At 68.8% G+C, this 25786-nt stretch carries 30 protein-coding genes; 20 read left to right on the forward strand and 10 right to left on the reverse strand.

The window, feature by feature from the left end; translation table 11 throughout:
- Positions 1-31 precede the first annotated feature (31 nt).
- The 3 genes from ASG12_RS05670 to ASG12_RS05680 form a co-directional block, all read right to left on the reverse strand.
- Positions 32-916 carry a hypothetical protein gene (locus ASG12_RS05670; RefSeq protein ID WP_055786192.1) on the reverse strand — a complete coding sequence of 295 codons (885 nt, stop codon included), beginning with the start codon at positions 914-916 and terminating at the stop codon, positions 32-34.
- A gap of 264 nt (positions 917-1180) precedes the next feature.
- A complete protein-coding gene (locus ASG12_RS05675) occupies positions 1181-2656 on the reverse strand; it encodes a DHA2 family efflux MFS transporter permease subunit (protein WP_055786195.1) in 1476 nt (491 codons plus the stop codon).
- Complete coding sequence (locus tag ASG12_RS05680) at positions 2656-3171, reverse strand: MarR family winged helix-turn-helix transcriptional regulator (protein ID WP_235456074.1); 516 nt, start codon at positions 3169-3171, stop codon at positions 2656-2658. Before ASG12_RS05680 ends, ASG12_RS05675 begins: the two co-directional genes overlap by 1 nt.
- 128 nt (positions 3172-3299) lie before the next feature.
- Between ASG12_RS05680 and ASG12_RS05685 the strand changes: the two genes are divergently transcribed.
- The 5 genes from ASG12_RS05685 (at position 3300) to ASG12_RS05705 (ending at position 6834) form a co-directional block, all read left to right on the forward strand.
- Positions 3300-3785 carry a glutathione peroxidase gene (locus ASG12_RS05685; RefSeq protein WP_045821771.1) on the forward strand — a complete coding sequence of 162 codons (486 nt, stop codon included), beginning with the start codon at positions 3300-3302 and terminating at the stop codon, positions 3783-3785.
- A 64-nt stretch (positions 3786-3849) separates the two neighbouring features.
- Entirely contained in the window at positions 3850-4557 is a 708-nt protein-coding gene (locus tag ASG12_RS05690) for a DUF2334 domain-containing protein (RefSeq protein ID WP_045821772.1), read from the forward strand.
- Positions 4558-4628: 71 nt separating this feature from the next.
- Positions 4629-4868, forward strand: coding sequence for a phosphoribosylformylglycinamidine synthase subunit PurS (gene purS / locus ASG12_RS05695; protein WP_045821773.1), 240 nt, complete (start codon positions 4629-4631; stop codon positions 4866-4868).
- Complete coding sequence (gene purQ, locus ASG12_RS05700; RefSeq protein WP_045821774.1) at positions 4865-5545, forward strand: phosphoribosylformylglycinamidine synthase subunit PurQ; 681 nt, start codon at positions 4865-4867, stop codon at positions 5543-5545. Before purS ends, purQ begins: the two co-directional genes overlap by 4 nt.
- A gap of 5 nt (positions 5546-5550) precedes the next feature.
- Positions 5551-6834, forward strand: a complete 1284-nt coding sequence (locus tag ASG12_RS05705; protein WP_200932728.1) for a M18 family aminopeptidase — start codon at positions 5551-5553, stop codon at positions 6832-6834.
- Here the strand turns inward: ASG12_RS05705 and ASG12_RS05710 are convergent.
- Entirely contained in the window at positions 6823-7392 is a 570-nt protein-coding gene (locus ASG12_RS05710) for a TetR/AcrR family transcriptional regulator (RefSeq protein WP_055786199.1), read from the reverse strand. The two genes, ASG12_RS05705 and ASG12_RS05710, sit on opposite strands and share 12 nt — an antisense overlap.
- A 73-nt stretch (positions 7393-7465) precedes the next feature.
- Here ASG12_RS05710 and ASG12_RS05715 point away from each other — a divergent pair, with 73 nt between their 5' ends.
- Genes ASG12_RS05715 through ASG12_RS05735 form a run of 6 tightly spaced genes read left to right on the forward strand, consistent with a single transcriptional unit; the run spans position 7466 to position 12005 of the window.
- Complete coding sequence (locus ASG12_RS05715) at positions 7466-7870, forward strand: SCP2 sterol-binding domain-containing protein (RefSeq protein ID WP_055786202.1); 405 nt, start codon at positions 7466-7468, stop codon at positions 7868-7870.
- A gap of 38 nt (positions 7871-7908) precedes the next feature.
- Positions 7909-9180: a cytochrome P450 gene (locus ASG12_RS05720; RefSeq protein ID WP_055786205.1), complete on the forward strand. Its 1272-nt coding sequence runs from the start codon at positions 7909-7911 to the stop codon at positions 9178-9180.
- Between the two features lie 2 nt (positions 9181-9182).
- Entirely contained in the window at positions 9183-9974 is a 792-nt protein-coding gene (locus tag ASG12_RS05725; protein WP_055787764.1) for a coniferyl-alcohol dehydrogenase, read from the forward strand.
- 12 nt (positions 9975-9986) lie between these two features.
- The gene (locus ASG12_RS05730; protein ID WP_055786208.1) at positions 9987-11390 is read left to right on the forward strand and encodes an aldehyde dehydrogenase family protein; all 1404 of its coding nucleotides are present in this window, start codon (positions 9987-9989) and stop codon (positions 11388-11390) included.
- 13 nt (positions 11391-11403) lie between these two features.
- Positions 11404-11592, forward strand: coding sequence for a ferredoxin (locus tag ASG12_RS21130; RefSeq protein WP_045821780.1), 189 nt, complete (start codon positions 11404-11406; stop codon positions 11590-11592).
- A 38-nt stretch (positions 11593-11630) separates the two neighbouring features.
- Complete coding sequence (locus tag ASG12_RS05735) at positions 11631-12005, forward strand: VOC family protein (RefSeq protein ID WP_162243400.1); 375 nt, start codon at positions 11631-11633, stop codon at positions 12003-12005.
- Here ASG12_RS05735 and ASG12_RS05740 read toward each other — a convergent pair.
- Together ASG12_RS05740 and ASG12_RS05745 are read right to left on the reverse strand one after the other, a co-directional pair.
- The gene (locus tag ASG12_RS05740; protein ID WP_055786214.1) at positions 11996-13270 is read right to left on the reverse strand and encodes a VOC family protein; all 1275 of its coding nucleotides are present in this window, start codon (positions 13268-13270) and stop codon (positions 11996-11998) included. The two genes, ASG12_RS05735 and ASG12_RS05740, sit on opposite strands and share 10 nt — an antisense overlap.
- Positions 13267-13779, reverse strand: a complete 513-nt coding sequence (locus ASG12_RS05745; RefSeq protein WP_055786217.1) for an RNA polymerase sigma factor — start codon at positions 13777-13779, stop codon at positions 13267-13269. The genes ASG12_RS05740 and ASG12_RS05745 overlap by 4 nt, the downstream gene beginning before the upstream one ends.
- A 117-nt stretch (positions 13780-13896) precedes the next feature.
- Here ASG12_RS05745 and ASG12_RS05750 point away from each other — a divergent pair, with 117 nt between their 5' ends.
- The 4 genes from ASG12_RS05750 to ASG12_RS05765 all read left to right on the forward strand — a co-directional run bounded on the left by ASG12_RS05750 (position 13897) and on the right by ASG12_RS05765 (position 17705).
- Positions 13897-14841 (forward strand): esterase/lipase family protein, encoded by a 945-nt coding sequence (locus tag ASG12_RS05750; RefSeq protein ID WP_055786220.1) that lies wholly within the window; start codon positions 13897-13899, stop codon positions 14839-14841.
- A gap of 37 nt (positions 14842-14878) precedes the next feature.
- Positions 14879-15661, forward strand: a complete 783-nt coding sequence (locus ASG12_RS05755) for a VOC family protein (RefSeq protein WP_055786224.1) — start codon at positions 14879-14881, stop codon at positions 15659-15661.
- A 36-nt stretch (positions 15662-15697) separates the two neighbouring features.
- Positions 15698-16681 carry an arsenic resistance protein gene (locus ASG12_RS05760; RefSeq protein WP_055786227.1) on the forward strand — a complete coding sequence of 328 codons (984 nt, stop codon included), beginning with the start codon at positions 15698-15700 and terminating at the stop codon, positions 16679-16681.
- A 70-nt stretch (positions 16682-16751) separates the two neighbouring features.
- The gene (locus ASG12_RS05765) at positions 16752-17705 is read left to right on the forward strand and encodes an SGNH/GDSL hydrolase family protein (protein WP_235456086.1); all 954 of its coding nucleotides are present in this window, start codon (positions 16752-16754) and stop codon (positions 17703-17705) included.
- A 10-nt stretch (positions 17706-17715) separates the two neighbouring features.
- Here ASG12_RS05765 and ASG12_RS05770 read toward each other — a convergent pair whose 3' ends face one another.
- Positions 17716-19137: an acyltransferase gene (locus ASG12_RS05770; RefSeq protein WP_055786233.1), complete on the reverse strand. Its 1422-nt coding sequence runs from the start codon at positions 19135-19137 to the stop codon at positions 17716-17718.
- A 53-nt stretch (positions 19138-19190) separates the two neighbouring features.
- Positions 19191-20132 (reverse strand): AraC family transcriptional regulator, encoded by a 942-nt coding sequence (locus tag ASG12_RS05775; protein ID WP_055786236.1) that lies wholly within the window; start codon positions 20130-20132, stop codon positions 19191-19193.
- A gap of 72 nt (positions 20133-20204) precedes the next feature.
- On the opposite strand from ASG12_RS05775, the gene ASG12_RS05780 reads away from it, so the two are divergent.
- The 4 genes from ASG12_RS05780 (at position 20205) to ASG12_RS05795 (ending at position 23565) form a co-directional block, all read left to right on the forward strand.
- Complete coding sequence (locus tag ASG12_RS05780; RefSeq protein WP_055786239.1) at positions 20205-20681, forward strand: anthrone oxygenase family protein; 477 nt, start codon at positions 20205-20207, stop codon at positions 20679-20681.
- Positions 20682-20688: 7 nt separating this feature from the next.
- Positions 20689-21576, forward strand: coding sequence for an alpha/beta fold hydrolase (locus ASG12_RS05785; RefSeq protein WP_055786240.1), 888 nt, complete (start codon positions 20689-20691; stop codon positions 21574-21576).
- 5 nt (positions 21577-21581) lie between these two features.
- Positions 21582-22112 (forward strand): hypothetical protein, encoded by a 531-nt coding sequence (locus ASG12_RS05790; RefSeq protein WP_156377928.1) that lies wholly within the window; start codon positions 21582-21584, stop codon positions 22110-22112.
- A 196-nt stretch (positions 22113-22308) separates the two neighbouring features.
- Positions 22309-23565: a DUF222 domain-containing protein gene (locus ASG12_RS05795; protein WP_235456088.1), complete on the forward strand. Its 1257-nt coding sequence runs from the start codon at positions 22309-22311 to the stop codon at positions 23563-23565.
- Here the strand turns inward: ASG12_RS05795 and ASG12_RS05800 are convergent.
- Together ASG12_RS05800 and ASG12_RS05805 are read right to left on the reverse strand one after the other, a co-directional pair.
- Positions 23562-24179: a class I SAM-dependent methyltransferase gene (locus ASG12_RS05800; RefSeq protein ID WP_055786245.1), complete on the reverse strand. Its 618-nt coding sequence runs from the start codon at positions 24177-24179 to the stop codon at positions 23562-23564. The genes ASG12_RS05795 and ASG12_RS05800 overlap by 4 nt on opposite strands.
- A 68-nt stretch (positions 24180-24247) precedes the next feature.
- Positions 24248-25102 carry an SDR family oxidoreductase gene (locus ASG12_RS05805; protein WP_055786247.1) on the reverse strand — a complete coding sequence of 285 codons (855 nt, stop codon included), beginning with the start codon at positions 25100-25102 and terminating at the stop codon, positions 24248-24250.
- A gap of 127 nt (positions 25103-25229) precedes the next feature.
- Between ASG12_RS05805 and ASG12_RS05810 the strand changes: the two genes are divergently transcribed.
- Complete coding sequence (locus ASG12_RS05810) at positions 25230-25622, forward strand: winged helix-turn-helix transcriptional regulator (RefSeq protein WP_082501787.1); 393 nt, start codon at positions 25230-25232, stop codon at positions 25620-25622.
- Positions 25623-25786: the final 164 nt, after the last annotated feature.

Genomic DNA, 25786 nt, shown 5'->3' on the forward strand with positions numbered 1-25786 from the left:
GGCCGACGTTCGCTTCGGTTGGGCCGACGTTCTACTCCGACGGCCGGTAGCCGCGGATCACCAGTGCGTCGGCAATGGTGCGAATGACCCTGTCGGGGTGGGGAGACAGGGTCGCCGAGTCGACTCGGATCGATTCCCACCCTCGGTTGCGCACGGCGAGGTCGCGGCGACGGTCATGGGCTCGATCTGTCGGTGACGTGTGGAAGTCGACGCCGTCGTAGTCGATGCCCACCTTGTAGCGGCGATATCCGAGATCGAAGCGTGCGATCAGTTCGCCCCGTGCGTTGCGAATCTCGATCTGTGTCTCGGGTTTCGGCAACTTGCCCTGAATCATCACCCAACGAAGCCAGCTCTCGCCGGGTGATTCGGCATTCGCGTCGATCAACGGGACCAGTTCGCGCATCTGCCGGATCCCTTTCGTGCGGGGATGGTCCCGGACATACGACCACAGCTGCCCGACGTGGAGATCCGTCGCAGCGGCGAGGGCGTCGAGGCGACCGAGTGCCATCCACGCGGGCGTTCTCCGACCCAGGTCGTACGCGGTACGGATCGGCGAGGTGACCGCGATTCCGTCGACGACGTCGATCATCCCCGGTTCGAGGCCGTCGGTTCGGACGATGTGGACGTCGTTGCGCGTGCGTCCCTGACCGCTGAGGTCGCGGATCAATTCGACCTCGTCTCCGGTGTCGTTGAACTTCGCCCCGTGCAGGACTGCGGCGCTCGTCCCCGCGACGACTGCGCCGGGTCCGGCCCGCATCGCGGCCGCGCGGATCACGTCGACAGGGGACAGGGCGATGCCGGGCTCGACATAGATACCCCGATGGAGGCGATGGTGATCGCGCCGGACGTCGTGCGCGTGCGCGTTCGCCCGGATGATGTGCGCTTCGCCCCATAGCGGGTGCTCGCCGAATGTCATGCACGGTTGGACGGCGTCGGCAGCGTTCTGGTTTCATTCGGCGTCCCTTCGAGTCGCCTTAGGCCCAACTGACGCGAACGCCGGCCCAACTGCGGGAAACAACGGCCCAACTGGCGGGATGGGCGGGCGGTGGGGCGGGTGGGGCGGGTGGGGTGGGGCGGTTGGGGCGGTCGGGGCGGTTGGGGCGGTCGGGTACTGGGTGCAGAGATGACACGAGCCCCGCCGGTGTGCCGGCGGGGCTCGTGGGTCGAACGGGTCGGGCGATCAGTGCATCATCACCGGGGCGGCCTTGACGGGCTCGCCGTTCTCGTCGACCGGGGTGGCGACGGCGATCTTCTTGCGGGGCAGGAAGAACGCCGGGACCAGACAGATCACTATGAGCACCACGGCGACCACGAAGGTGTCGCCGAACGCGCCGGCCGAGGCGCCCGGTGTCGGTGCGGCCAGACCCTTGAGGTTGGTCGCGAGAATCACCGAGATGACCGCGGTGCCGATGGAGGCGGCGGTCTGCTGGACGACGTTGACCAGGGTCGAGCCGTCGGCGACGCTCTCGGCCTTCAGCGTCGCCAGTGCGGCCGACATCATCGGCATCATCGACATGCCCATGCCGAGACCCTGCACGAACAGGGCGCCGCCGAGCAGCCAGTACGAGGTGTCCGCTCCGAGGAACATGAACACGCCGAGACCGACCGCGATGAGCACGATGCCGGTGAGCACGAACTTGCCGGGTCCGATCTTGTCGGTCATGCGACCGGCGATCGGCATCGTCAGCATCGCGCCGAGGCCCTGCGGCGCGACCAGCAGGCCGGCCATCAGCGTCGACTCACCGCGCACACCGATGAAGTACTGCGGGAACAGCAGCGACGCACCGAAGAACGCGATCAGGAAGAACGTGAACGTGACGACGGTGATGCTCAGCGTGCGGTTGCGGAACAAGCGGAGATCGAGAAGCGGGGTCTTGCCGCGCAGGGCGTGGACCACGAACGAGACGATCAGCGCCGCGCCGATCACCATCGGGATGAGCACCTTGGCCGACATGAACGTGCCCTCGGAGTTCGACGACGAGACGCCGTAGAGGAACACCGCGAGACCGGGGGAGAGCAGCAGCAGTCCGACGAAGTCGAACGGGGGCTTGGACTTCTCCTCCTCGCCGTCGAGGATCCACGCCGAGTACGCGATGGCGAGGATGCCGATCGGGACGTTGATGAGGAAGATCCAGTGCCACGACACGAACTCGATGAGCACGCCGCCGAGGATCGGGCCCGCGATGGGTCCGAGCAGCATGGGGATACCGAGAACGGCCATGATCGAGCCGACACGCTCGGGACCCGCTGCGCGCGTGAGGATCATCATGCCGACGGGCATCAGCATGCCGCCGCCGGCGCCCTGCAGCATGCGGAACGCGACGAGCGATCCGATGTTCCATGCGAAGGCGCAGAGGATGGAACCGAGCACGAACAGCACGAGCGAGGTGAGGTAGACGTTCTTGGTGCCGAAACGTGCTGTGGCCCAGCTCGAGAGCGGGATCACCGCGGCGAGTGCCAGGGTGTAGCCGGTGGCCGTCCAGGCGGCGTTGGCGGCGGAGGTGTTGAACACGTCCTGGAAGGTGTTCTGCGCCACGGCCACGACCGTGGTGTCGAGGATCGACATGATCGCGCCGAGCACGACCACGGCGGCGACCTTCAGGGTCCGGGCGTCGAGCCCCGATCCCTGATCGGTCGATGGTGTCGAGGAGGTCATCAGTCCACTTTCTGATGGTGCCGGTGAGCGAACACCGGATCGGATTCGGACAGGTAGTCGCCGCTGACTATCGAGTGCAGAGCGTCGTACAGGTTGGTGCGTAGCTCGGCGGGCAGTCGGCCGACGAAGTGCCGGAACTGCTCCTCCTTGCTGTCGAGATGGGCGTTGACGACGGTGTGGCCCTCGTCGGTGAGGGACACCCGCTTGATGCGGCGGTCGTGGCTGTCCTCGCGTCGATCGACGAGTCCCAGGCCCACGAGCTTGTCCACGTTGCGACCGGTGGCCGCGACGGACAGGTGCAACGCGTCACCGAGTTCGTTCACCGACAACGCCCGCCCGCGGCCCGCGAGGACCATGAGGGTGCGGAAGTGCGAGAACGAGATCTCGGTGTTGAACAGGCTGTCGAGCGCATCGACCTCGGCCGTGGTCATGAGGCGCCCGAGGAACTCGACGAGGACGTCGAACGTCTGTTCCGTGGACGCCGCGGTGTCCGCGGAGGGGTCGGTGATGGTCACCGGAAAAAGGTAATGCCCGCGCAACTATTGCCGCCACCGCAATTGTTGTGACATGGCGCACGTCGGCCGGAAATCGCATGTGAGACGCGTCACGGACGGCGGGAGAGCCCCGTGACTACGCTCGTCGCATGACCTCCATCAAGTCCATCCCGCTCACCACCCTCCAGGGTTCCGACACCAGCCTCGCGGAGTTCGACGGTCCCGTCCTCGTCGTCAACGTGGCCAGCAAGTGCGGCCTCACGCCGCAGTACACCGGGCTGGAGAAGATCGCCGAGGACTACCGCGATCGCGGGCTCACCGTCGTCGGTGTGCCCTGCAACCAGTTCATGGGTCAGGAACCCGGAACCGCGGAGGAGATCGAGACGTTCTGCTCGACCACGTACGGCGTGACCTTCCCGCTGCTGGAGAAGGTCGACGTCAACGGCGACAACCGCCATCCGCTCTACGCCGAGCTCACTCAGGCGTCCGATGATTCCGGCGAGGCCGGCGACGTGCAATGGAATTTCGAGAAGTTCCTGCTCGACGCCGACGGCACCGTGGTGAAGCGTTTCCGCCCGCGCACCGAGCCCGACGCCCCCGAGGTCATCGAGGCCATCGAATCCGTTCTCTCCTGAGAGTTGGCACGCCGTACACGGCGACATAACCGACGGCTCACCTGCCGAACGGACACTCGGGGACATGGCAGGACAGTTGTATGTGTCGGTCTCGGGAATCCGTGCCGACACCCTCACCGACACGCAGGCCTTCGTCGACGACCTCGCCCGCCGCGAGGTGCCCACCTCGCTGCTGGTGTCACCGCGGCTCAAGCACGGTTATCGCCTGGGCGACGACGCCGAGACCGTCGACTGGCTGCGCGAGCGCCGGTCGGGTGACGACGCGATCGTGCTGCACGGCTACGACCAGGCGGCGACGAAGCGACGCCGCGCCGAGTTCGCGGTGATCGACACCCACGAGGCCGCGCTGCGCCTCGCCGCCGCCGACCGGGTGCTCGAGGCGGCCGGTCTGCGGACACGCCTGTTCGCCGCGCCCCGGTGGACGGCGTCGGCGGGTGCGACGGCCGCGCTTCCGGCTGCCGGGTTCCGGGTGAACCTGGGTTTCACGGGGTGGGACGACCTGGTCACCGGTCAGTTCACCCGCGCCCGCGTCCTCGGCTTCGGCGACGGCTTCCGTGCCGACGCGTGGTGGGCGCGGATGGTCGTGGTCTCGACCAACCGGACGGCCCGGCGCGGCGGGGTGGTGCGGCTGTCGATCGCCGCCAAGCACCTGCAGACCCCGATCGCGCGGCAGACGCTCCTCGACTGCGTCGACCTGTCGCGTCACCACGGGTTGACGCCGGTCACCTACCGCCGTCTCACCGGGGTCGCCGCCGGGCGCGGCGCCGCCTGACCGGTAAAGTCGTCTCGACCGAGAACCCTCAGGATCGAGTACCGGCCGATCGGAATCAGGAGCGCACTCTCATGGCACGTGTGGTGGTCGATGTGATGCCCAAGACGGAGATCCTCGACCCGCAGGGTCAGGCCATCGTGGGGGCACTGGGACGGCTGGGCTTCTCCGGCATCTCCGATGTCCGCCAGGGCAAGCGGTTCGAACTCGAGGTCGACGGCACCGTCGACGACGTCGCACTCGACCGCATCGCGGCGGAGTTGCTGGCCAACACCGTGATCGAGAACTTCACCGTCTCCCGGGCCGAGCAGTGACGGCACGCATCGGCGTCATCACCTTCCCGGGCACCCTCGACGACGTCGACGCCTCGCGGGCGGTCCGGCTCGCCGGTGCCACCCCGGTCGAACTGTGGCACGCCGACACCGACCTGCAGGGGGTCGACGCGGTCGTCGTGCCCGGCGGGTTCTCCTACGGCGACTACCTGCGTGCCGGCGCCATCGCGCGGTTCGCGCCCATGATGGGTTCGGTCGTGGAGGCTGCCACCCGTGGTGTCCCGATCCTGGGTATCTGCAACGGTTTCCAGGTGCTGTGTGAGGCCGGTCTGCTGCCCGGCGCGCTCACCCGCAACATCGGCCTGCACTTCGTGTGCCGTGACCAGTGGCTCGAGGTCGCCTCCACCACCTCGGCGTGGAGCAGCCGCTTCGAGCCCGGCGCCGAGATCCTGGTGCCGCTCAAATCCGGTGAGGGACGCTACGTCGCGTCCGAGGAGGTCCTCGACGAACTCGAGGGCGAGGGCCGCGTCGTGTTCCGCTACGCCGGGGACAACCCGAACGGCTCGATGCGCTCGATCGCGGGCATCTCCAGCGCCGACGGCCGCGTCGTCGGGCTCATGCCGCATCCCGAACACGCCACCGAGCCGCTCACCGGACCCAGCGACGACGGGCTCGGGTTGTTCTACTCGGCACTCGACGCCGTGCTGGCCACCGCCTGATCCCCGTGGCCGACACCGCGATCACCACCACGGCGACCGCGCGGGGACTGTGTGATTTCGTCGACGCGTCCCCGTCGCCGTTCCACGTGTGTGCCACCGCGGCAACGCATCTGCGCGCCGCCGGCTTCACCGAACTCCACGAGGCCGATGTCTGGCCCATCGAACCCGGTGCGCACTTCGTGATCCGCGGCGGGTCGCTGATCGCCTGGGACGCCCGCGACGCCGGCACCGCGTTCCGCATCATCGGCGGTCACACCGACAGCCCCAACCTGCGCCTCAAGCAGCACCCCGAACTGCGCTCGGCGGGCCTGCGGATGGTCGGTCTCGAGCCCTACGGCGGTGCGTGGCTGAACTCCTGGCTCGACCGCGACCTGGGTCTGTCCGGGCGCGTCGCGATCCGCCGCGGCAGCACGATCGAGCAGCGACTCATCCGCGTCGACGACCCGATCCTGCGGGTGCCGCAGCTCGCCATCCACCTGTCCGAGGACCGCAAGGGTGTCGCCCTCGACCCGCAGCGACACGTCAACGCGGTGTGGGGCGTCGACACCGGCGACAGTCGCACGTTCCTCGAGACCGTCTGTGCGCGAGCCGATGTCGATGCCGCCGAGGTCCTCGGGTGGGAGTTGATGACCCACGATCTGGCGCCGAGCGCGGTCGTCGGCGCCGACGGTGACCTGATCAGTGCTCCTCGATTGGACAACCAGGGCACCTGCTACGCCGGTCTGCGCGCCCTGCTCGACGGCGCGACCGGTGCGGCCCACACCCGCGTGCTCGCGCTGTTCGACCACGAGGAGGTGGGCAGCGCATCGGATCGCGGGGCGGCATCGGACCTGTTGATCTCGACGCTGGAACGGATCGTGGCCGGTCGCGGCGGCGACCGTTCGGAGTTCCTCCGCACGATGGCATCGAGCGTGTGTGTCTCCGGCGACATGGCCCACGCCACGCATCCGAACTACCCCGACCGTCACGAGCCCGCCCACCGCATCGCGGTCAACGGTGGCCCCGTGCTGAAGGTGAACCAGAACCTGCGCTACGCCAGTGACGCCGGCGGCGAGGCACTCTTCGCGCTGGCGTGTGAACAGGCCGGTGTGCCGCTGCAGCGGTACGTGCACCGCGCCGACCTGCCGTGCGGATCGACGATCGGGCCGATCACCGCGACGCGCACCGGTCTGTCGACCGTCGACGTCGGTGCCCCACAGCTCGCCATGCACAGTGCGCGTGAACTCATGGGTGCCGCCGACATCACCTTGTATTCGGCTGCGCTGCAGGCGTTCCTGTCACCCGTCTGACGCGTCGATCCCGCGGAGCTCGCCGCCGATCAGGGCCTGCTCGGCGCGGCTGAACAGCCACGCGAGGGCATCGGGATCGTCGGGGAGGGTGATCTGCTCGTAGCCGATGAGCAGGTACATCGACCACTTCGCGAACATGTCCGCGCCACGCCGGTCGCCGAGGATGTCGAACGCGGCGTCCGACAGGGCGGCGATGCGCTGCGCGTCGACCTCCTGCTGCACGGCCCTCACCTCGGGGTCGAGGCTGCTCCACGTGCGGATCGCGGCCTCCGCGCGGTACGGCAGCGACAGTCCGATCGCCCGCAGCGCGTCGATCCGCGCGCGTGGATCCGACTGGGCGCGAACACCTTCCACCAGCAGCGTGGTGCTCTCGGTGTGCCAGTGCGTGATGAGCTCACCGGTGTAGGTGCCCCAGTTGGCGAAGAAGTGATAGAAGCTGCCCGAGGTCACCCCGAGGCGGCGACAGACCTCGGCGAGCTTGAGTCCGCCGTAGCCCTGGTCGGCCAGGACCCCCAATCCGGTCTCCAGGTACGCCTGGCGCGAGGTCGTCGATACCACCCACTCAGCCTAGACGCCATAAGTGGACTTATGTTAGTGTGACCCACGCCACCACAACCAACCGGAGGTCGACGTGAGTTTCCGCAGTTCCGACGAGGTCGCCACCTACATCGGGGGCATCTTCGAGACCGCCTTCGCCGACGCCGAGCTGGGCCCGAAGCTGGCCGAGACCGGCATCGTGCTCGAGTTCGACTTCAGCGAGCCCGAGACGCATCTGATCATCGACACCACCACGGGGTCGGTCCACAACGGCCGCGACGGCGCCCCGCAACCGGTCGCGACGATGTCGATGACCGCCGACGTCGGCAACGCCTACTGGCAGGGGAAGGTGAACCTCCCGATGGCCATGGCGAAGAAGAAGATCAAGGTCGAGGGCAACGTCGCGTCGCTGCTGAAGATCGCACCGCTGTCGAAGAAGTTGTTCCCCACCTACATCGAGCGCCTCACCGCCGACGGCCGCGACGACCTGCTCGTCTGACGGCCACCTTCGTCCGACCCCACCACCGGGAGACCACCATGAGCGCACCCACCGCCGATCGCACCTTCCATCCCGACACCATCTCGCCGCTGTCGTTCTGGGCCGGCGCCGCCGCCGACCGCGAGGCGACCTTCGCCCGCCTGCGGGCCGAGGCGCCCGTGAGCTGGCATCCGCCGGTCGAGGGTGCGCTCATCCCACCCGAGCAGCCGGGTATCTGGGCGGTCGCGCGTCATGCCGACATCGCCTACGTGTCCAAGCACCCCGAACTGTTCACCTCCGGACAGGGCGTGATGGTCGAGGAGGTGCCCGAGGAGATGCTCGAGGCGGCGATGTCGTTCCTCGCCATGGACGGCAAGCGACATTCGCTGCTGCGGCGGCTGGTGAGTGCGGCGTTCACCCCGCGTCGCGTCGCGGCGATCACCGAGCAGATCGAGAACCAGGCCCGCACCATCGTCGACGATCTCCTGACCACCGACTCGGGTGACTTCGTGGCCCAGGTGTCCAAGCGACTGCCCATGTGGACCATCTACGAGATGATGGGCCTGCCCGCCGAGCACCGCGAGGAGGCCGCCCACCACGCCGACGGCATGGTCTCGTGGAACGATCCCGACGTCGCCGCGGGACGCGAACCCGGCGAGGTCCTCAACGAGTCGCTGGTCGCCCTCCTCGGTCTGGCCCTCGATCTCGCCGAGGAGCGCCGCGCCGATCCCCGCGACGACCTGATGACCAACCTGGTGGAGGCCGAGGTCGACGGCGAGCACCTCACCGACGAGGAGATCGCGGCGTTCTTCGTGCTCCTGTCGGTCGCCGGCAACGACACCACCCGCAACACCATCAGCCTCGTGGCCCGTGCGCTGCAGGACAATCCGGACCAACGTGCTCTGCTCGCCGACGACTTCGAGGGAAACGCCGCCACCGCGCTCGAGGAGTTCGTCCGGTACGCGACGCCGGTGATGACGTTCCGGCGCACCGCCGTCGTCGACACCGAGCTCGGCGGTCAGCAGATCAAGGCCGGCGAGTGGCTGCTGCTGCTCTATCCGTCGGGCAACCGCGACGACGAGGTCTTCGACGACCCGGACACCTTCGACCTCACTCGGTCGCCCAACCCGCAACTCGGGTTCGGCGGTGGTGGACCGCATTACTGCATGGGTGCCTTCCTGGCGAAGACGCAGCTGCGAGAACTGTTCGGCCAGTTGCTGTCCCGTGCACCCGGGCTCACCCTCGGCGACCCCGAGTACCTCGTGGGCAACTTCGTCCACGCCGTCCGATCCCTGCCCTACACCCTCGAGCCCCACACCACGGAGAAGTGACCATGATCGACCTGGCCGGAAAGAGTTTCGTCGTCACCGGGACGGCGTCGGGCATCGGTCACGTGGTGGCCACCAAGCTCCTCGACGCGGGCGCGCTCGTGCACAGCCTCGACCGCAACACCCCCACCGCGGCGGTCACCTCGCACATCGAGGTCGATCTCGCGAACCCGCGCAGCATCGACACCGCGGTCGAACAGCTCGACGGCGAGTTCGACGGTCTGATCAACGTCGCGGGCATCCCCGGCACCGCGCCGGGCGACCTCGTCCTCGCGGTGAACGCACTCGCGGTGCGCCACCTCACCGAGGCGATGTTCGAGCGTCTGCGGTCGGGCGGCGCCATCGTGGTGGTCTCGTCGATCGCCGGGATGAACTGGCCGCTGCGACTCGAGGCCGTGCGTGACCTGCTGGCCACCGACACCTTCGACGAGGGTGCCGCCTGGTTCAAGGACCACCCGCAGGAGGGCAACGCCTACAACTTCTCCAAGGAGGTCGCCACGGTCTACGCGATGTCGATGTCGTTGGCCCTGGTGGAGATGGGGCTGCGCATCAACGCGGTGCTGCCCGGACCTGTGGAAACGCCGATTCTGCCCGACTTCGAGGAGTCGATGGGCAAAGATAATCTCGACGGCGTCCGGGGTCTGCTGGGCCGACACGCCCAGCCCGACGACATCGCCGACGCGATCATCTTCCTGGTCACCGACTCCGCACGCTGGATCAACGGCCACGGGTTGGTCGTCGACGGCGGTCTCAGCGGGGGCATCCTGACCGGCGTCGTACCGGCACCCGAGATCTGAGAAGGACCCACCATGGCTGCACCCACCCTCCCCACCACACCCGTCGTCGAGCCGGTCGACCCGACGGTGCTCTCCGAGCTACGCCGGTACCACGCGTCCGGGGTGACCCGAGACATCGGTTGGCGCACAGGACAGTTGGAAGCCCTCGAGCGGATGCTCGACGAGCGTGAGGCGGACATCGTCGCCGCGTTGGACGCCGACCTCGGTCGCGCCGGGTTCGATGCGTGGCTCGGCGACATCGCCTCGACCAAGGGCGAGGCCACCTACGCCCGCAAGAACCTGAAGAAGTGGATGAAGCGACAGAAGCAGTCGCTGCCCCTGGCGCAGCTGCCCGCGAGGGGCTGGGTGCAGTACGAGCCGCTCGGCGTGGTGCTCGTGATCGGCCCGTGGAACTACCCCGTGTACCTCACCCTCGGCCCGCTGGTCGCGGCGATCGCGGCCGGCAACTGTGCGGTGCTCAAGCCCTCGGAGATGGCGCCCGCGTCGTCGGAGCTGCTGGCGCGCATCGTTCCGCAGTATCTCGACACGAAGGCCTTCCGGGTGATCGAGGGTGATGCGTCGACCACGCAAGACCTCCTCGCCATGGGCTTCGACCACGCCGTGTTCACCGGCGGCACCGAGGTCGGCAAGAAGATCATGGCCGCCGCGGCCCCCACGCTCACCCCGGTCACCCTCGAACTCGGCGGCAAGAGCCCCGTCTACGTCGCCGCCGACGCCGACCTCGACGTCACCGCACGCCGGATCGCCTGGACCAAGCTGCTGAACTCCGGCCAGACCTGCATCGCGCCCGACTACGTGCTGGCCGACCGATCGGTGGTCGACGAACTGGTGCGCAAGATCGGCGCCACCATCGCCGAGTTCCGTGCCGACAAGACCGAGCCGACGGTCAAGATCGTCAACGCCCGCCAATTCGACCGGCTGTCGGCCTATCTCGACGCCACGACGGGTCGCATCGCGCTCGGTGGCGGCGTCGACCGCGAGAACCTCCGCATCGAGCCGACCGTGGTCGTCGACCCCGACCCCGACGACGCCGTGATGGAGAACGAGATCTTCGGGCCCATCCTCCCGATCCTCACCGTCGACTCACCCGACGCCGCGATCGCCTTCGTCAACGCGCGCCCGAAACCGCTCGCGAGCTATGTCTTCACGTCGTCGAAGGCGCTGGGGCAGAAGATGATCGACGCTATCCCGTCGGGTGGTGCGGTGGTCAACCACATCGCGATGCACTGCCTGATCCCCAGTCTCCCGTTCGGCGGTGTCGGCGCGAGCGGCATGGGCGCCTACCACGGCCGTTGGGGTTTCGAGGCGCTCAGTCACCGCAAGGCGGTGCTGGCCAAGCCGACGAAACCCGATCTGTCGCTGATCTATCCGCCGTACAGCGACCGCGCGGTCAAGCTGCTGCGCCGGATGCTCTGAGAGGGGAGCGGTCATGCACGTGACGGTCGATCGGGACATCTGTTGTGCGTCCGGCAACTGCGAGATGGCGGCACCGGCGGTGTTCGAGCTCGCGGATTCTGGCGAGGTGCAGGTCGACGACGCCGCAGTCGAGGCGAACGTCGACAGCGTGCGCCGGGCGATCAGCGAATGTCCCACCCAGGCGTTGACGCTGATCGAGTGATCCGCGACCGCGGCGGCGCGGTCTCGTATCCTGCCGACATGAACCTCGCCGGCGCGGTGATCTACGTGTCCGATCTGGACCGTATGCAGCGGTTCTACGCCGACTGCCTGGGCTGGACCGACGTCGACCACGGCGAGGGCTACCGCGGTATGGCGTCGTCGGCGGGTCTCGTCACGCTCGTCCGTTCACCTGACGCGACACCGTCTGCCGTGCCTGCCCCGCGTCGCAGCGAGACGGCGATCAAGCTGACCGTCGAGGTGGACTCTCTCGTCGCCGCACGCGAGCGCATCACCGCTGCGGGCGGCGCGGTCGAGCCCGCGTCGACCCAGTGGTCGTTCCGCGGAGCCACGCACTGCGACGCGGTGGATCCCGAGGGCAACGTGATCGGGTTGATCGAACCCGATCAGTACTGACCGAGGTAGAAGCGCACGCCCTGGTCGTCGCGGCATTCCGCGACGGTCGCGTACGGCATCCGTTCGGGTTCCGAGATCACCTCGCCACCGGCCTGCCGGACACGTGCGACGGCGAGATCGATGTCGTCGACCGCCCACATCGCGACGGCCGCGTGTGTCTGCGCGCCTCCCGCGATCCCGATCTGCGGGCGGGCGTCGTCGACCTCCCAGCCGTCGTCGATGCGGCCCGCGGTGAACTCCCACCCGAGGACGGACCCGTAGAAATCGCGCAGTGCGGCGCTGTCGGGGGTCTCGACGGTGAGGTAGGTGAGCTCGCCGTGCCCTGACGGATGCAGGTCTCCTCGCGACTCGTCGGCGTCGGGGACGTACACCGCGAACCGGGTGCCCTGATCGTCGATGGCGTCGAGCGACCCGGGGTGCCCGCCGGGCTCGGTGACGTCACGGCCCCCGGCGGCGACGATCGCCGCGCGGGCGGCGTCGAGATCGTCGACGGCGTACACACAGAACACGGTGCGCAGGTCGCCGAGACTCGAGATACCCAGTCGATGACCCAGATTCGTGACCTGTCGGGTCTCGGGGTCGTACCGCCAGTCGAGCACCGAGCCGTAGAACCGCACCGCGGCCTCGACATCGGGTACGCACAGCGACGGATAGATCAGGTCGCCGCGGAGCATCCGCGAGGCGGCCTCCGCCCGTGTCGGGCCGGTCAGCATCCACCGATGTCCGAACGGGTCGATGATCGCCCCGGTGCGGGATCCGTGGCCCTCGTAGGGTTCCCGCTGCACCGTCGCCCCACCCGCGCGGGCCGCGGCGACCGCTCGATCGGTGTCGGGCACCGCGAGCATCAGGCTCACCGACACCGCCCCCGGCGTCGGCGCGGCCAAACCGAGATCGGGGGAGGTCTCGGCGAGATACACCACGCCACCTCCGATCTCGATCTCGGCATGGCCCACCGACCCGTCGTCCATCGTGATCGGCTCGCCGCGCAGGCGGCCACCGAGGACGCCGGTGTACCACTCGATCGCGGCACGTCCGTCGCCGACGGTGAGGTACGGCAGGGCGCCCGGTCGCTCCACGACAGGGGAACCGGTTGTGGTAGTGGGGGTCTCGTCGAGGGTGATGGACATGTCGATTCCTTCCGGGAGGGCGGCGCCCCGTTCGAGGCGGCTTCGCAACCGGCGACGGAAATCCGTCGACGGGTCGAGCGGGGTGTCGTCGGCGCGCAGGACGGCGAACGGATCACGGTCCTCGAAATGGGTGGTCACGACACGCCTCCTCTCGCGGTCGGGGCGCCCGGATAGTGGGCGCGGAAGTCGCGCTTCGCGCGGGTCAGCAGGGCCTCGGTCGCCGACACGGTCCGGCCCAGGGTGTCGGCACAGTCGGCGACGGTGAGGTCGTCGACGTAGCGCAGGGTGAGTACGGCCCGGTGCAGCGGCGTGAGGCGGGCGAGCACGTGTTCGGCGACCAGACGGTCGAGTTCGGCGTCCCAGCCGTCGTGGACGGTCTCGGGTACGTCGGCGACCGGTGTCGCGGTCCGCGCGGCGCGACGCCAGTGGTCGGCCAGCTTGTGACGGGCGACGCCGACCAACCACGCGGTGCCCGCCGAGGGCATCGCACCCCGTCGCGCGGCGTCCATCGCGGCGAGGAACGTCTCCGAGGTGAGGTCCTCGGCGACGGCGGTGTCACGACACCGGCGCAGGAGGTATCCGTAGACGACCGGCACCGCGTCGTCGTAGATCTCGAGGAGCGCGCCCGCGCCCGATCCGACACTCACATCCCCATAGTCGTCGGGCGGCGCGGAAATCCGGCGGAATCGGGGGCGACCCGTAATCTGGGCCGTGTGGCGCACGGTCCTCGACGCACTCGATCCCGACCACACCGAGGAGGTCCCATGCGTGTTCGTCCCGCCGTTCTGCGGCTGACCGCTCTCGCGACACTGCTGATCGCCCTCGCAGGCGTCGCCACACCGGCGACCGCCGCCCCGCTCCCGGTCACCTACGACTTCTTCGCCGGTGCCCGCGCGGAACTCGCGAATCCCGGCGGCTCGTTGCCCGGTACCAACGACTTCGGCTGTCGGCCGAGTACGGCGCACCCCGAACCGGTGATCCTGGTGCACGGCACGGGCGGCAACCGCCAGACCAACTGGGCGACGCTCGGGCCGGTGCTGCACAACGCCGGATACTGCGTGTTCGCGCTGACCTATGGCGCGCTGCCGGGCACGCCCTATCCGCTGAACCAGCTGGGCGGGCTCACCAGCATGGTCCCCAGCGCGCGGCAGCTCGCGTCGTTCGTCGACCGGGTGCGGTCGGCCACCGGTGCGGCGAAGGTCGACCTCGTCGGTCACTCCGAGGGAACGCTCATGCCCGAGTGGTACGTGCGGTACCTCGGTGGCGCGCAGTTCGTGAACCGGTACGTCTCGCTCGCCCCGTACTGGAAGGGCCAGGACCAGACGCCCTACCTGCAGCTCGAATCGGCAACGCGCGCACTGGGACTGAACCCGAAGACGGTCCTGCCGTGCCCGGAGTGCGCCGAGGAGCAGTACGGCAGCCCGTTCATGCGACAGATCAACGCCGGCGGCACCCCGTACGCGCCGGGGGTCACCTACACCAACATCATGACCCGCTTCGACGGCATCGTGGAGCCCTGGACCGACGGCTTCGTCCCCGGACCGCGCACCACCAACATCGTCGTGCAGGACACCTGCGCCGCCGACCACTCCGACCATCTGTCGCTGGTGTCGTCCCCGCGGACCGCGGCCCTCGTGCGCACCGCACTCGATCCCGCCCACCCGGTGCCGGTCCCGTGCGTGCCGGTGGCCCCGGGCCTGCCCGGTTGACCGATGAGTTCGGCCCGCCCGCCGAGTCAGTACCGGTATGGCCACAGCAACGATCTCCAGCGCACTGCTCTCCAGCGACGACCCCGCCCGACTCCGTGACTGGTACGCGTCGGTGTTCGACGCCGCCGTCGAACACGTCGGAGACGAGCCCGGGTACGACCCCGGTGAACCGGTCATCTACTCCGTCGATCTGGACGGCTTCTACCTGATGATCGACGCCCGCGACGACGTCACCGGCCCGGCGCGCGAACCCGCGCGCCTCATCCTCAATCTCGAGGTCGACGACATCCACGCGACGGCGGCGCGCGTCGACGAGCTCGGCCACGGGTGGCTCGCCCCCGTCGAGGACCGCGACGGCAGCTGGTTCGGGACCGCGACCGACCCCGACGGCAATCTCGTGCAGGTCATCGCCCTGAGCGAGGCGATGGTGCGCGACGCCGAGGAGGCGTCGATGACGCCGTTCAGCGGGTTCGCCGTCCGTGATGTCGACGCGGCCGCGGTGTTCTACGGCGACGTCCTCGGGCTGCGCGTGGCGCGATCGGATTCCGGGATGCTGACGCTGCACCTCGACCGCCGCACACGCGTGCTGGTGTACCCGAGCGACGATCACCGTCCCGCCTCGCACACCGTGCTGAACATCCCGGTGGCCGACATCGATTCCGCCGTCGACGATCTCGTGAGCCGTGGAGTCGCCGTCCTGCGCTACCCCGGGATGCCGTGCGACGACAAGGGCATCATGCGCGGCCGACAGGTGGGAATGGGCCCCGACATCGTGTGGTTCGCCGACCCCTCCGGCAACGTCGTGTCGATGCTGCACTGAGCGGAGGTCGACCCGCGCTCGCTATCCTCGGCGTCCGTGACGGTCGCAGCGAGGGAGCGGTTCCAGATCCCGCTCTATCTCGCCGCACTCGCCTGCGGCGCGGTGGTGGGCCTGGCCGTCCCCGACGTCGGCCCGGTGGCGGGTCACGCCGTGACCCCGGTGCTGATCGTCCTGCTCTACGCCACGTTCCTCGCCGTCCCGTTCGGACGGATCGGCGCCGCGGTCCGCGACGGCCGCTTTCTGCTCGGGGTGGTCGTCCTCAACTTCGTGGTGGTGCCCGCGGTCGTGTTCGCGCTGACCCGCGTGGTGGCCGACGACCGACCGGTCCTGATCGGCGCGCTGCTGGTGCTGCTCACGCCGTGCATCGACTACGTCATCGTCTTCAGTGGGCTCGCCGGCGGCGCGTCCGACCGTCTGCTCGCCGCGGCACCGCTGCTGATGCTGCTCCAGCTGCTGCTGTTGCCGTTGTACCTCTGGGCCTTCGTCGGGTCCGAGATCGTCGACGTGATCGACATCGCCCCGTTCGTCGAGGCGTTCGTGCTGCTCATCGTGGTGCCGCTGGTGCTGGCCGGCGTCACCCAGTCGGTGGCCCGCAGACGGCGGGCGGGCCGGGTCGTCATATCGGCGATGGCGGCGGCGATGGTGCCGATCATGATGGTCACCCTCGCGGTCGTGGTCGTCTCGCAGATCGATGCCGTCGCCGACCGGTGGTCGTCGCTGCTGCCTGCGGCGCTGCTGTTCGTCGCCTTCCTGATCGTGATGCCGTTCCTCGGCGCCGGTGTCGCCCGGATCGCCCGATACGACGTGGCCGCGAGCCGTGCGCTGGTGTTCTCGGGGGCGACCCGCAACTCGCTGGTGGTCCTGCCGCTCGCCGTCGCGTTGCCGGCCGACCTCGATCTGACGCCCGCGGTCGTGGTCACTCAGACACTCGTGGAACTGCTCGGGATGGTGATCTACGTGCGGATCGTCCCCCTGCTGATCGGCGGCTCGGCGAAGCGCGCTGCCGTCACCGGCGCATGAGAAGATGTTCCGCGTTCGTGATGCGCGCGCCCGGTCATCCGGGTGCGGGAGGAAGGGGAGGGGAATCGACGTGGGTCCGGGAACGCGACGGCGCTGGCTGCGCACAGCGGCCTCGCTGACGGCGATCGTGGGGGTGGCCGTGCTGGTGGCGGGCGTCGTCGGATGGTCGACGTCGGATTCGACGACCGACGACGAGGCGATGTCGCCGATGCCGCGCAGCGCCACCACCGAGGGCCCGATCCACTACGTCGCCCTGGGCAGTTCGTACGCCGCGGGACCGGACGTCGGCGACCTCATCAGCGCTCGTTGCCTGCGTAGTCGCGACGACTACCCGCACCGGGTCGCCGCCGGGTGGCGCGCCGACCTGACCGACGTCACGTGCTCCGGGTCGACCATCCCCGACATCCTCGACCGCGCGCAGCCCGGCCGGGCCTCGGAACCGCAGATCGACGCCGTGCGCCCCGACACCGAACTCGTCACCATCACCACCGGGGGCAACGACCTGCGCTACATCGGGCGGCTCACCGAGATCAGCTGCTCGAACTGGCTGGCCGAACCGGTCAACGTGGACGGGAAGAAGTGTCGCCCCGGACGGCCGTCGCCGCCTCCGGTGCCCGCCGACTACGACCGTCTGCGCGCGTCGATGATCCGACTGGTCGACGCCGTGCGGGCCCGTGCCCCGCGCGCGGTGGTCATGATCGTCGACTACCTGCCGGTGCTCGACGCCCAGGCGACGACCTGCCCGGTGATCCCCCTCGACCCGGTGCAGGCACGCCAGACCGTCGACACCTTCGCGGCACTCACCGCGACGACGCGTGCCGCTGCGGAGGCGACGGGCGCGACCCTCGTCAACGCCGCGGCCGCCGGCGCCGATCACACGGCGTGCTCGGCGTCGCCCTGGGTGTACGGCTTCCGCCTTCCCCTGCCGTACCACCCGAACGCCGAGGGGCGAGAGGCGATGGCCTCGCTGGTCCTCGATGCGCTGGAGACGTCGGGGCTGCGTCGACCCACGACGCCGAGCTGAGCGATACCGGTCAGGCCGCGACGGGGGTGTCGTGCGAGCGCCGCTGCTTGAGCAGGACCCACGCCGACGACGCCGTGAGCAATGCGCCGGTCCCGAACAGGGCCGACCCCGCCAACGGCGAGAAGGTGTAGTGCACGGCGAGGCCCGCGGCCATCGTCAGCACGCCCACCGGCAGTGACTTCGCCGGCGTCTGCGTGCGCCAGTCGAGGGTGCTGCGTCCGGTGGTGATGAGGCTGATCGGACTGCGACGCAACACCTCGACGATGGCGATCGTCATGGCGACGACCGCGGCGTAGGCCAGCACGATCTCGAGGCCCGTGGGTGCATCGATGTCCTCGAGCACCGTCGGCTGCACCACGCTCAGGGCCACCGCGTGGGCGAGATAGATGCCGAACGAGCGGTCGGCGGCGGTGCGCATGAACCGCGCCGCGATCGATCCCGCCCGACGTCGTTCCTGCCAGATGGTGCCGATGCAGTAGAGCATCGCGATGATCGCGATGTAGGCGAAGGTGTTGTGCAGCATGAACACGTTGGTCGCGCGGAACATCGACTCGCCGCGATCGATCAGCTTCAGGAAGTAGATCAACGTGGCCGCGATGACGATCGCGCCGACGCCGAGCACCGCCCACCGGAACCGCTTCGCGAATCGGCTGAACGCCTCGAAGTGCATCGCGGCGAGAGCGCCCGACAGGATGAAGAACTGGTAGGGGAGCAGCGTGATCTCGAGGTGCCGCCACAGCACCCCGACGGGTCCCTCGACCAGGAAACCGTGCTGCGGGCGCACCATCATGTAGAGCAGCACCGAGTGGAACGCGAAGCTCGCGACGAGCAGGTAGCGGTGGTAGCCCCAGGTCTTGCGCATCACCCACAGCAGCGCCGGGAAGATGGCGTAGATCTGCATGCTCACCGACAGGAAGTACAGGTGGTACCAGGCGCTGCCGGTGATGAGGTCGTAGACGAGGCTCTTGGCCGCCAGCCGGGCCGCGTCCAGCGAGCGCACTGTGTCGGCGATCCCGGTGAGCCCGCCACCGAGGTAGTGGCCGTATAGCCAGTAGAGGAGGCTCCACACGAGGAACGGCAGGCCGATCAGCTTGTAGCGCCGACGCCAGAACGGCCACACGTTCAGTTCGCGGTTGCGGTACTGGTAGGTCAGCACGAAGCCGGTGAGCGCGAAGAAGCCGTACCGGGTGTAGCGGAGCAGCGTCTCGATCGCTCCGGCCGCGACATTGGCCGGTGCCGCGACGCCGAGCATGACGTGGTCGAGGATGACGCCGCCGAAGGTGACCAGGCGGACCAGGTCGATCTGGTGGAGATGCTTGTCCCGCGTGACCGGCGGTGCCGCGACCTCCACCGGTTCCGCGGGGTCGGCGGCGGTTTTCGGGTCCGCGACGGGGGATGTGCGACCCGACGGGACGTCAGTGGGAGAAGCCATGATGAACCGAGACGATACTGCGCGTTCCTGTGTATGCCCTGCCGAGCCACGCCTCAGGGGCGCAGGTGTCGCCGGAATTCCCGGGGACTGACGCCCCGGTGCCTGGTGAACGCGGCGCTGAGCGCGAAGGCGCTCCCGTACCCGATCTCGCGTGCCACCGACTCGAGCGTCCGTGCGGGATCGGCGAACAGATCGGCGGCCAGCGTGAGTCGCCACTGCGTCACATAGGTCATCGGTGCCGTCCCGACGAGCTCGGTGAACCGGCGCGAGAACGCCGACCGCGACATCCCGGCCGCTTCGGCGAGTGTCGTCACCGTCCACGGGTGCGCGACGTTGTGGTGGATCAGCCGTAACGCCACTCCCACAACGGGATCGGACTGAGCGGCGTACCACCGAGGGGTCGGTGCGTCGGGCCGGTCGAACCACGATCGCAGACCCGTCACCAACACGAGGTCGAGCAGCCGGTTGAGTACCGCCTCCTGACCGGGTGCCTCGCGGCCCATCTCGGCGTCCAGGACCGCGGTCAGCGGGTTGTCGGCGCCCGGTATCACCGTCGCGCGGTCGACCGCACCGAGCAGACGCGCGCTGACCTCGCCCTCCACGGCATACGTGCCGATGAGCATCTCGGCGTCGGGATGGTGGCCGGGTTGTGCATTTCCCCACGTCCGGACACCCAGCGACATGTGGTCGGGCAGGGTGGCGCCGTTCTCGGTACGGCAGACGCCGTCGGGATGGATCACCGCGGTGATGTCGGCGCGGTCGGTGTCCGCGAACACGTACGGGTCCGGTCCGCGCAGGATCACGATGTCGCCGGCGGCCGCCTGCAGTCGCGTCCCGTCGTCGTAGGTGATGGTCACCGCGCCGGCGGTCATCACCACGACCGTCAGGGGCGCCTCGTCGCGCACCTGCAGCGCCCACGGTGAGGTCATCACCACCCGCAGCAGGAACGCGCTCTGGGCACGAGGGCCGTCCAGCAGCCCCGACATCGAGTCCATGAGGACGATTGAACATGTTCACGGCTCGTCAGACCATGTTCTGTGCCGTCCGGGTCGGGTGGAATCGATGCCATGGCCACCACAGCACGCGTCACCGACGCGCTCCTCGTCCTCGGCGTCACGACCTCCGGCCTCGTCGCCGGCCTGTTCTGCGCCTTCGCCTACGCGGTGATGCCCGGTCTGCATCGCACCGACGACCGCACCCTGGTGGCGGCGATGCAGAAGATCAACGTCGCGATCGTCAACCCGGTGTTCCTGCTGCTCTTCTTCGGGGGACTGGTGGTCGCTGCGGCGGCGGCGTGGATGAGTCGTGGGCAGGCGATCGGGCCCTGGGCCATCGCCGCGGCGGTGCTCTACCTCGCGGGGATGATCGTCACCATCGCGGCGAACATCCCCCTCAACGACCGGTTGGCGGCGTCCGGCGTCGACGCGGACAGCGCACGGGCGGCGTTCGAGGCGGCCTGGGTGCGATGGAACATCGTGCGGGCGGTGCTCCACACCGCGGGGTTCGTCGTGCTCGCAACAGGACTGGTGGCCGGCCGGGCATAGTGGGGTCATGCCCACCGAACAGATCCGGGCCGGTGTCCTCGATGTCGCCTACGAACGACACGGTGCCCCCGGAGGCCGCGCAGTCGTTCTCGCCCATGGCTTCCCGTACAGCCCGCGCAGCTTCGACGATGTCATCGAACGCCTCACCGACGTCGGCGCCGATGTCGTGGTGCCTTACCTGCGGGGATACGGCCCCACGCGGTTCGTGTCGCCGGACACCATCCGCTCGGGTCAGCAGGCGGCGCTCGCGCACGATCTGCACGACCTCATCAGCGCCCTCGAGCTCGACCGGCCGCTGGTCGCGGGATACGACTGGGGAGGTCGCGCCGCATGTCTGGTGTCGCTGCTGTGGCCCGAGTCGGTGTCGGGGCTCATCACGGTCGGCGGCTACAACGTGCAGGACATCGCGGCCGCCGCGACGACCCCCGCACCGCCCACGCTCGAGCGTCGCGCCTGGTACCAGTACTACCTGCACTCCGAACGCGGTCGGGCAGGGCTCGCCGAGTACCGCTCGGAGATCGCGCAACTGCTGTGGACGGAGTGGTCGCCGACGTGGCGGTTCGGTGACTCCGAGTTCGCCTCATCTGCTGAGGCTTTCGACAATCCCGACTTCGTCGACGTCGTAGTGCACTCCTACCGCCATCGCTATGGCCTCGTCGACGGTGACCCCGCCTACGACGCCACCGAGGCCGAGATCGCGCGTCTGGGAACGATCGACGTACCGACCGTCGTCGTCGAGGCCACCGAGGATCCCATCGGGGCCCTCTCCGCCTCCTCCCGCGACCACGCCGCGCATTTCACCGACCTCCGCGACGTCCGCCGCCTCGACTGCGGACACAACCCGCCCCAGGAACTGCCCAGCCTCTTCGCCGATGCGGTGCGCGTCCTGCTGTGAACGGGATGTCGGTAGACGAGGCGGAGACCCTCCGCTCCGATGTGGCGCGGAGGATCAACGCCACCCTCGACCTCCCCGCCGCCCTGGAGGGCGATATCGGCTCCGTTGACAAGTACGCCATCCACGCCGACCCCGTCATCCTTCGCGGGGTGGCGGCGTTGCTGGCGGATCAGTTGCCCGATGACATCGAGGTTCTCGTCGGTGTCGAGGTCGGGGGGATCGCCGTCGCCGCGGCGCTCGCTCTGCACACCGGGTTGCCCTGGGCGGTCGGACGCCGCGCGCATGGTGAGCGGGTCATCACGCGGACTGTCGGCACCGACGTCGCCGGTTGTCGTGTGGCGATGGTGAAAGATGCTGCAATCGGTGGTGGTTCGCTACCCGACATGGCCCGGTCGTTGTCCCAGTTGGGTGCAGATGTCTCGGCGGTGGCCGTGGGTGTGTCGTGGACCGAGGACCTCGCCTCGCGTTTCGCGGGCAGTGACGTGAGCCTTGCTGTGGCGCTGTCGATGTCTGACCTGCGCCGTCATTGGGCCTGAGTGTCGATAGGATTTTCCGGAAGTGCCTGTGGAGAATGGCTATTCGTGTCCTGGCGGTTGTCCACAGATGTCGGGCGACGGTCGCCGTTGTCGGTGGCGGCGGGTAGTATCGAACACATGAGCGACGGGGATGGGGAAGCGACAACAGCTGCGCTGCAATCCTTCCTGTCCTCGCTGTCTGATCTCCCCGCGGCCGGTGACGAGACAGAATCGATCGATCGATCGCATCGCCGTTCTCGAGGCGATCAAGGCGGGATGCGCTGCGGCGCAGGCGGTCGAGACAATGCGTCTCGAAGAACTTCGCCGAGAGGCCGAGTCCGCAGCGGGTGTGCCCGTTGCGCGCCAGGGTCGTGGGTTGGCCGCCGAGGTGGCGTTGGCACGTAAGGCATCGGGGTCCGCCGGTGGCCGGTATCTCGGGTTCGCGCGGGCGCTGATGCGCGAGATGCCCTACACCCGTGCGGCGTTGGCCTCCGGTGCGCTCACCGAGTGGAGGGCGACCATTCTCGTGCGGGAGACCGCACACCTCACCCCGCGTGATCGCGGCGAGATCGACCGGAGGATCTGCGCCGATCCGGCCGTGCTGGAAGGCGTCGGCGACCGAGCGCTCGATGCCGAGGTGAAGCGGATCGCCTACGAACTCGATCCACAGGCGGTGGTCGACAGGCACGCGCAGGCGGCGAAAGATCGTAGGGTGTCGACCCGACCCGCGCCCGACGGGATGGTGCGCCTGTCGGCGTTGCTGCCGTTGGTGTCGGGGATCTCGGTGTACGCGGCGTTGAGAAAACACGCCGATGCCACCGTCGGTGTCGACGACCGCACCCATGCACAGGTGATGGCCGACGCCCTCGTCGAGCGGATCACCGGCGCCGCGACGGTCGATGCTCTACCGGTGGCGGTGAACGTCGTGATGTCCGACGAGGTGCTGCTCGGGAATGGCAATGGCGATGCGGCAGCGCACGTCACCGGGTACGGCCCGATCCCCGCCGACACCGCGCGGGCGATGGTGGCCACCAGCCTCGACGCCGATGCGGCCACCACGTTGCGGCGGATCTTCAAGGCTCCGTCGAGCGGGGCCTTGGTGGCGATGGAGTCCACCGCGAGACTGTTCCCTGCCGGGCTCAAGCAGTTCTTCGATTTCCGCGATCAATCGTGTGGGATCCCGTACTGCGACGCCCCGATCGCCGAATACGACCATGCCGATCCCTACGCGAACGGCGGCGCCACCTCAGCGGCCAATGGTGGCGGGATGTGTCTGCATCACAACCGCGCCAAACAGAACCCCGGTTGGCGGATGACCACCGCCGACCACACCGACACCACTCGCCACGCCGCGACCGTCACCACACCCACCGGGCACAGCCATGTCTCGCGCGCGCCGGCACCGCCGGGCCACCACGATCAGCCCGTCAGTCTCGTCGAACGACACCTGCGCGCACTGCTCGACGCTGCCTAGATCACGCTGTTCGGCTTGCGCCACACGATCGAGTAGCGGAAGAGCAGATGGCGCCGAAAGTGCGAGCCGGGCAACAGTTCCGCCGACAGTTTCCGCATCTCGCGATAGCTGGCCGGCGGCGGCCACACCACGGGGCTCTCGTGGTCCCACATGGTGTGGCGGCGGATCTGGATGTGGGCGGCGACGAACGAGACGCCCTCCATCACGAGATCGCGCGGGAACTCGCTCCGTGCACAACTGACCACGACGAGCGTTCCGCCGGGCCGTACCAACTCGGCGAGACGGCTCAGGCCGCGCCGGGCGTCCATATGGTGCAGCGCAGCGAAAGACGCCACCACATCGAACGATTCGGGCTCGAAGGGATGCTCGAACAGGTCTCCGCAGATGTAGTCGATGTCCTCGGACACCGCTCGCGCCGCCTCGATACTCGACGGGTCAGGATCGATACCCGTGACCCGCGGAACGGTGAGTCGTAGGCGTCGAGCCAGCATCCCCTCCCCACACCCGACGTCGAGCGCGGTCCGCGCGTCGCCCGACGCCGCCGAATCCGTGAGGCGGTAGTAGTGGGTGTTGTAGTTCCACCGGTCGCGCTCGGGAACCGTGCTCGACGTCATCTCACTCCGGCCCGTTGGTCGTCCGCCTGATCAGTTCGGAGCCTACGCGCGCGGCGACGCCGCCCACGTCACGCCAGTGCGGACCGGATGACGTCGACGAACGGTGTGCTGGGACGACCGAGGAGATCGGCGAGATCGGTCGACGGCGTGTCGAGGTCGCCCCGGGCGATACCGGCGTCGGAGTCGGCGAGGACGGCGGGCATCGGTTCGGGAACCCCGGCCGAGGTGAGGGCCGCGGCGTAGTCCGCCTCCGGGAGATCCTGGTAGCGAACGGGTTTCCCCGACACCTCGGCCAGCACCGCGGCGATGTCGGCGTAGGTGAGGTGCTCGGAGCCGCCGAGTTCGTAGACCTTGGGCTCGCCGGCGATCAACGCGGCGGCACTCGCGCCCGCATAGTCGGCCCGGGTCGCCGGCGCGACCTTGCCGTCACCGGCCGCTCCGTAGAGCACGCCGCCCTCGAGCGTCGGCTGCAGCGACGCGGTGTAGTTCTCCGAGTACCACCCGTTGCGCAACAGGATGTGGTCGAGACCGCTCTCGGCGAGGACCTTCTCCGTGGCGATGTGCTCGTGCGCCAGCTGCAGTCCGCTGGCGTCGGCCTTGAGCACGCTCGTGTACGCCACCAGGCCGACCTTCGCGGCCACGGCGGCCTCGACGACCGTGGTGTGCTGCGCGATGCGCGACCCGACCTCGGATCCGGAGACGAACAGCAGGCGGTCGACGCCGGCGAACGCCGCGGTGAGCGCCCCGCGGTCGGAGTAGTCGGCGACACGGACGGTGACGCCGCGATCGGCCAGGGGCGAGGCCTTCGCCGCGTCGCGCACGACGGCGACGATGTCGCCGGCTGCGACACCCCGCTCGAGGAGGGCCTCGATGGACAACGAACCGAGCTGACCGGTCGCTCCGGTCACCGCATAGGTGGTCATGACTTCTCTTCTCCGACTGGTGGTGGCGTCGCCGGACGTCCCGGCGCTGACGTCAGTGATAGCACTTACTAATCCGCAGTGCAAACATCAACGCATGCACAGCACGATCAGGGGTATGCTCTCGTACATGTCAGCGCCCGACGTCCCCGACGCCTCTCTCGAGGCCGATGTCTTCGCGCGCAACTGCGGTTCCCGCGACGTCCTCCAGAACCTCACCGGCCGCTGGGGCCTGCTCGCGCTGTTGGCGTTGAGCGAGGGCGACTACCGGTTCAACGCCCTGCGTCGCCGGGTCGACGGGGTGAGCGAACGCATGCTGTCGCAGACGCTGCAGACCCTGGAGCGCGACGGGTTCGTCACGCGCACGGTGCTGCAGAGCATCCCGCCGCGCGTCGAGTACTCGCTCACCGACCTGGGCCGCGCGGTGTCGGTGTCGGTGCGATCGTTGGTCGAGCAGGTCGAGGGCGCGGTGCCGCAGGTGATGGCCGCCCGCGACCGCTACGACACCGATCCGGATCGGTGAGAGGCTCGTTCGCTGTCGGCGTATCGCCTGCCGAAACACCCGCCTCACCTGCGGCGTTGACACATCAGACACCACTTCCACCGAGGGGCTGTCCACACCCTCGGTGACACATCCCCGGTGGCACCGACAGGCGCCCACTACAGTGGTGACAAGGCTTCCGACGG

The organism is Williamsia sp. Leaf354 (assembly GCF_001424365.1).
In the GTDB taxonomy this organism is placed as follows: Bacteria; Actinomycetota; Actinomycetes; order Mycobacteriales; family Mycobacteriaceae; genus Williamsia_A.

Bases quoted from the DNA above. Each gene is read 5' to 3' on its own strand.
- ASG12_RS05730 (WP_055786208.1), top strand. From the start codon at position 9,987: ATGGCTGCACCCACCCTCCCCACCACACCCGTCGTCGAGCCGGTCGAC.
- ASG12_RS05720 (WP_055786205.1), top strand. From the start codon at position 7,909: ATGAGCGCACCCACCGCCGATCGCACCTTCCATCCCGACACCATCTCG.
- ASG12_RS05725 (WP_055787764.1), top strand. From the start codon at position 9,183: ATGATCGACCTGGCCGGAAAGAGTTTCGTCGTCACCGGGACGGCGTCG.
- ASG12_RS05775 (WP_055786236.1), bottom strand. From the start codon at position 20,132: ATGGACTCGATGTCGGGGCTGCTGGACGGCCCTCGTGCCCAGAGCGCG.
- ASG12_RS05755 (WP_055786224.1), top strand. From the start codon at position 14,879: ATGGCCACAGCAACGATCTCCAGCGCACTGCTCTCCAGCGACGACCCC.
- ASG12_RS05785 (WP_055786240.1), top strand. From the start codon at position 20,689: ATGCCCACCGAACAGATCCGGGCCGGTGTCCTCGATGTCGCCTACGAA.
- purS (WP_045821773.1), top strand. From the start codon at position 4,629: ATGGCACGTGTGGTGGTCGATGTGATGCCCAAGACGGAGATCCTCGAC.
- ASG12_RS05670 (WP_055786192.1), bottom strand. From the start codon at position 916: ATGACATTCGGCGAGCACCCGCTATGGGGCGAAGCGCACATCATCCGG.
- ASG12_RS05690 (WP_045821772.1), top strand. From the start codon at position 3,850: ATGGCAGGACAGTTGTATGTGTCGGTCTCGGGAATCCGTGCCGACACC.
- ASG12_RS05790 (WP_156377928.1), top strand. From the start codon at position 21,582: ATGTCGGTAGACGAGGCGGAGACCCTCCGCTCCGATGTGGCGCGGAGG.
- ASG12_RS05810 (WP_082501787.1), top strand. From the start codon at position 25,230: ATGTCAGCGCCCGACGTCCCCGACGCCTCTCTCGAGGCCGATGTCTTC.
- ASG12_RS05800 (WP_055786245.1), bottom strand. From the start codon at position 24,179: ATGACGTCGAGCACGGTTCCCGAGCGCGACCGGTGGAACTACAACACC.
- ASG12_RS05805 (WP_055786247.1), bottom strand. From the start codon at position 25,102: ATGACCACCTATGCGGTGACCGGAGCGACCGGTCAGCTCGGTTCGTTG.
- ASG12_RS05675 (WP_055786195.1), bottom strand. From the start codon at position 2,656: ATGACCTCCTCGACACCATCGACCGATCAGGGATCGGGGCTCGACGCC.
- ASG12_RS05735 (WP_162243400.1), top strand. From the start codon at position 11,631: ATGAACCTCGCCGGCGCGGTGATCTACGTGTCCGATCTGGACCGTATG.
- ASG12_RS21130 (WP_045821780.1), top strand. From the start codon at position 11,404: ATGCACGTGACGGTCGATCGGGACATCTGTTGTGCGTCCGGCAACTGC.
- ASG12_RS05770 (WP_055786233.1), bottom strand. From the start codon at position 19,137: ATGGCTTCTCCCACTGACGTCCCGTCGGGTCGCACATCCCCCGTCGCG.
- ASG12_RS05780 (WP_055786239.1), top strand. From the start codon at position 20,205: ATGGCCACCACAGCACGCGTCACCGACGCGCTCCTCGTCCTCGGCGTC.
- ASG12_RS05750 (WP_055786220.1), top strand. From the start codon at position 13,897: ATGCGTGTTCGTCCCGCCGTTCTGCGGCTGACCGCTCTCGCGACACTG.
- ASG12_RS05685 (WP_045821771.1), top strand. From the start codon at position 3,300: ATGACCTCCATCAAGTCCATCCCGCTCACCACCCTCCAGGGTTCCGAC.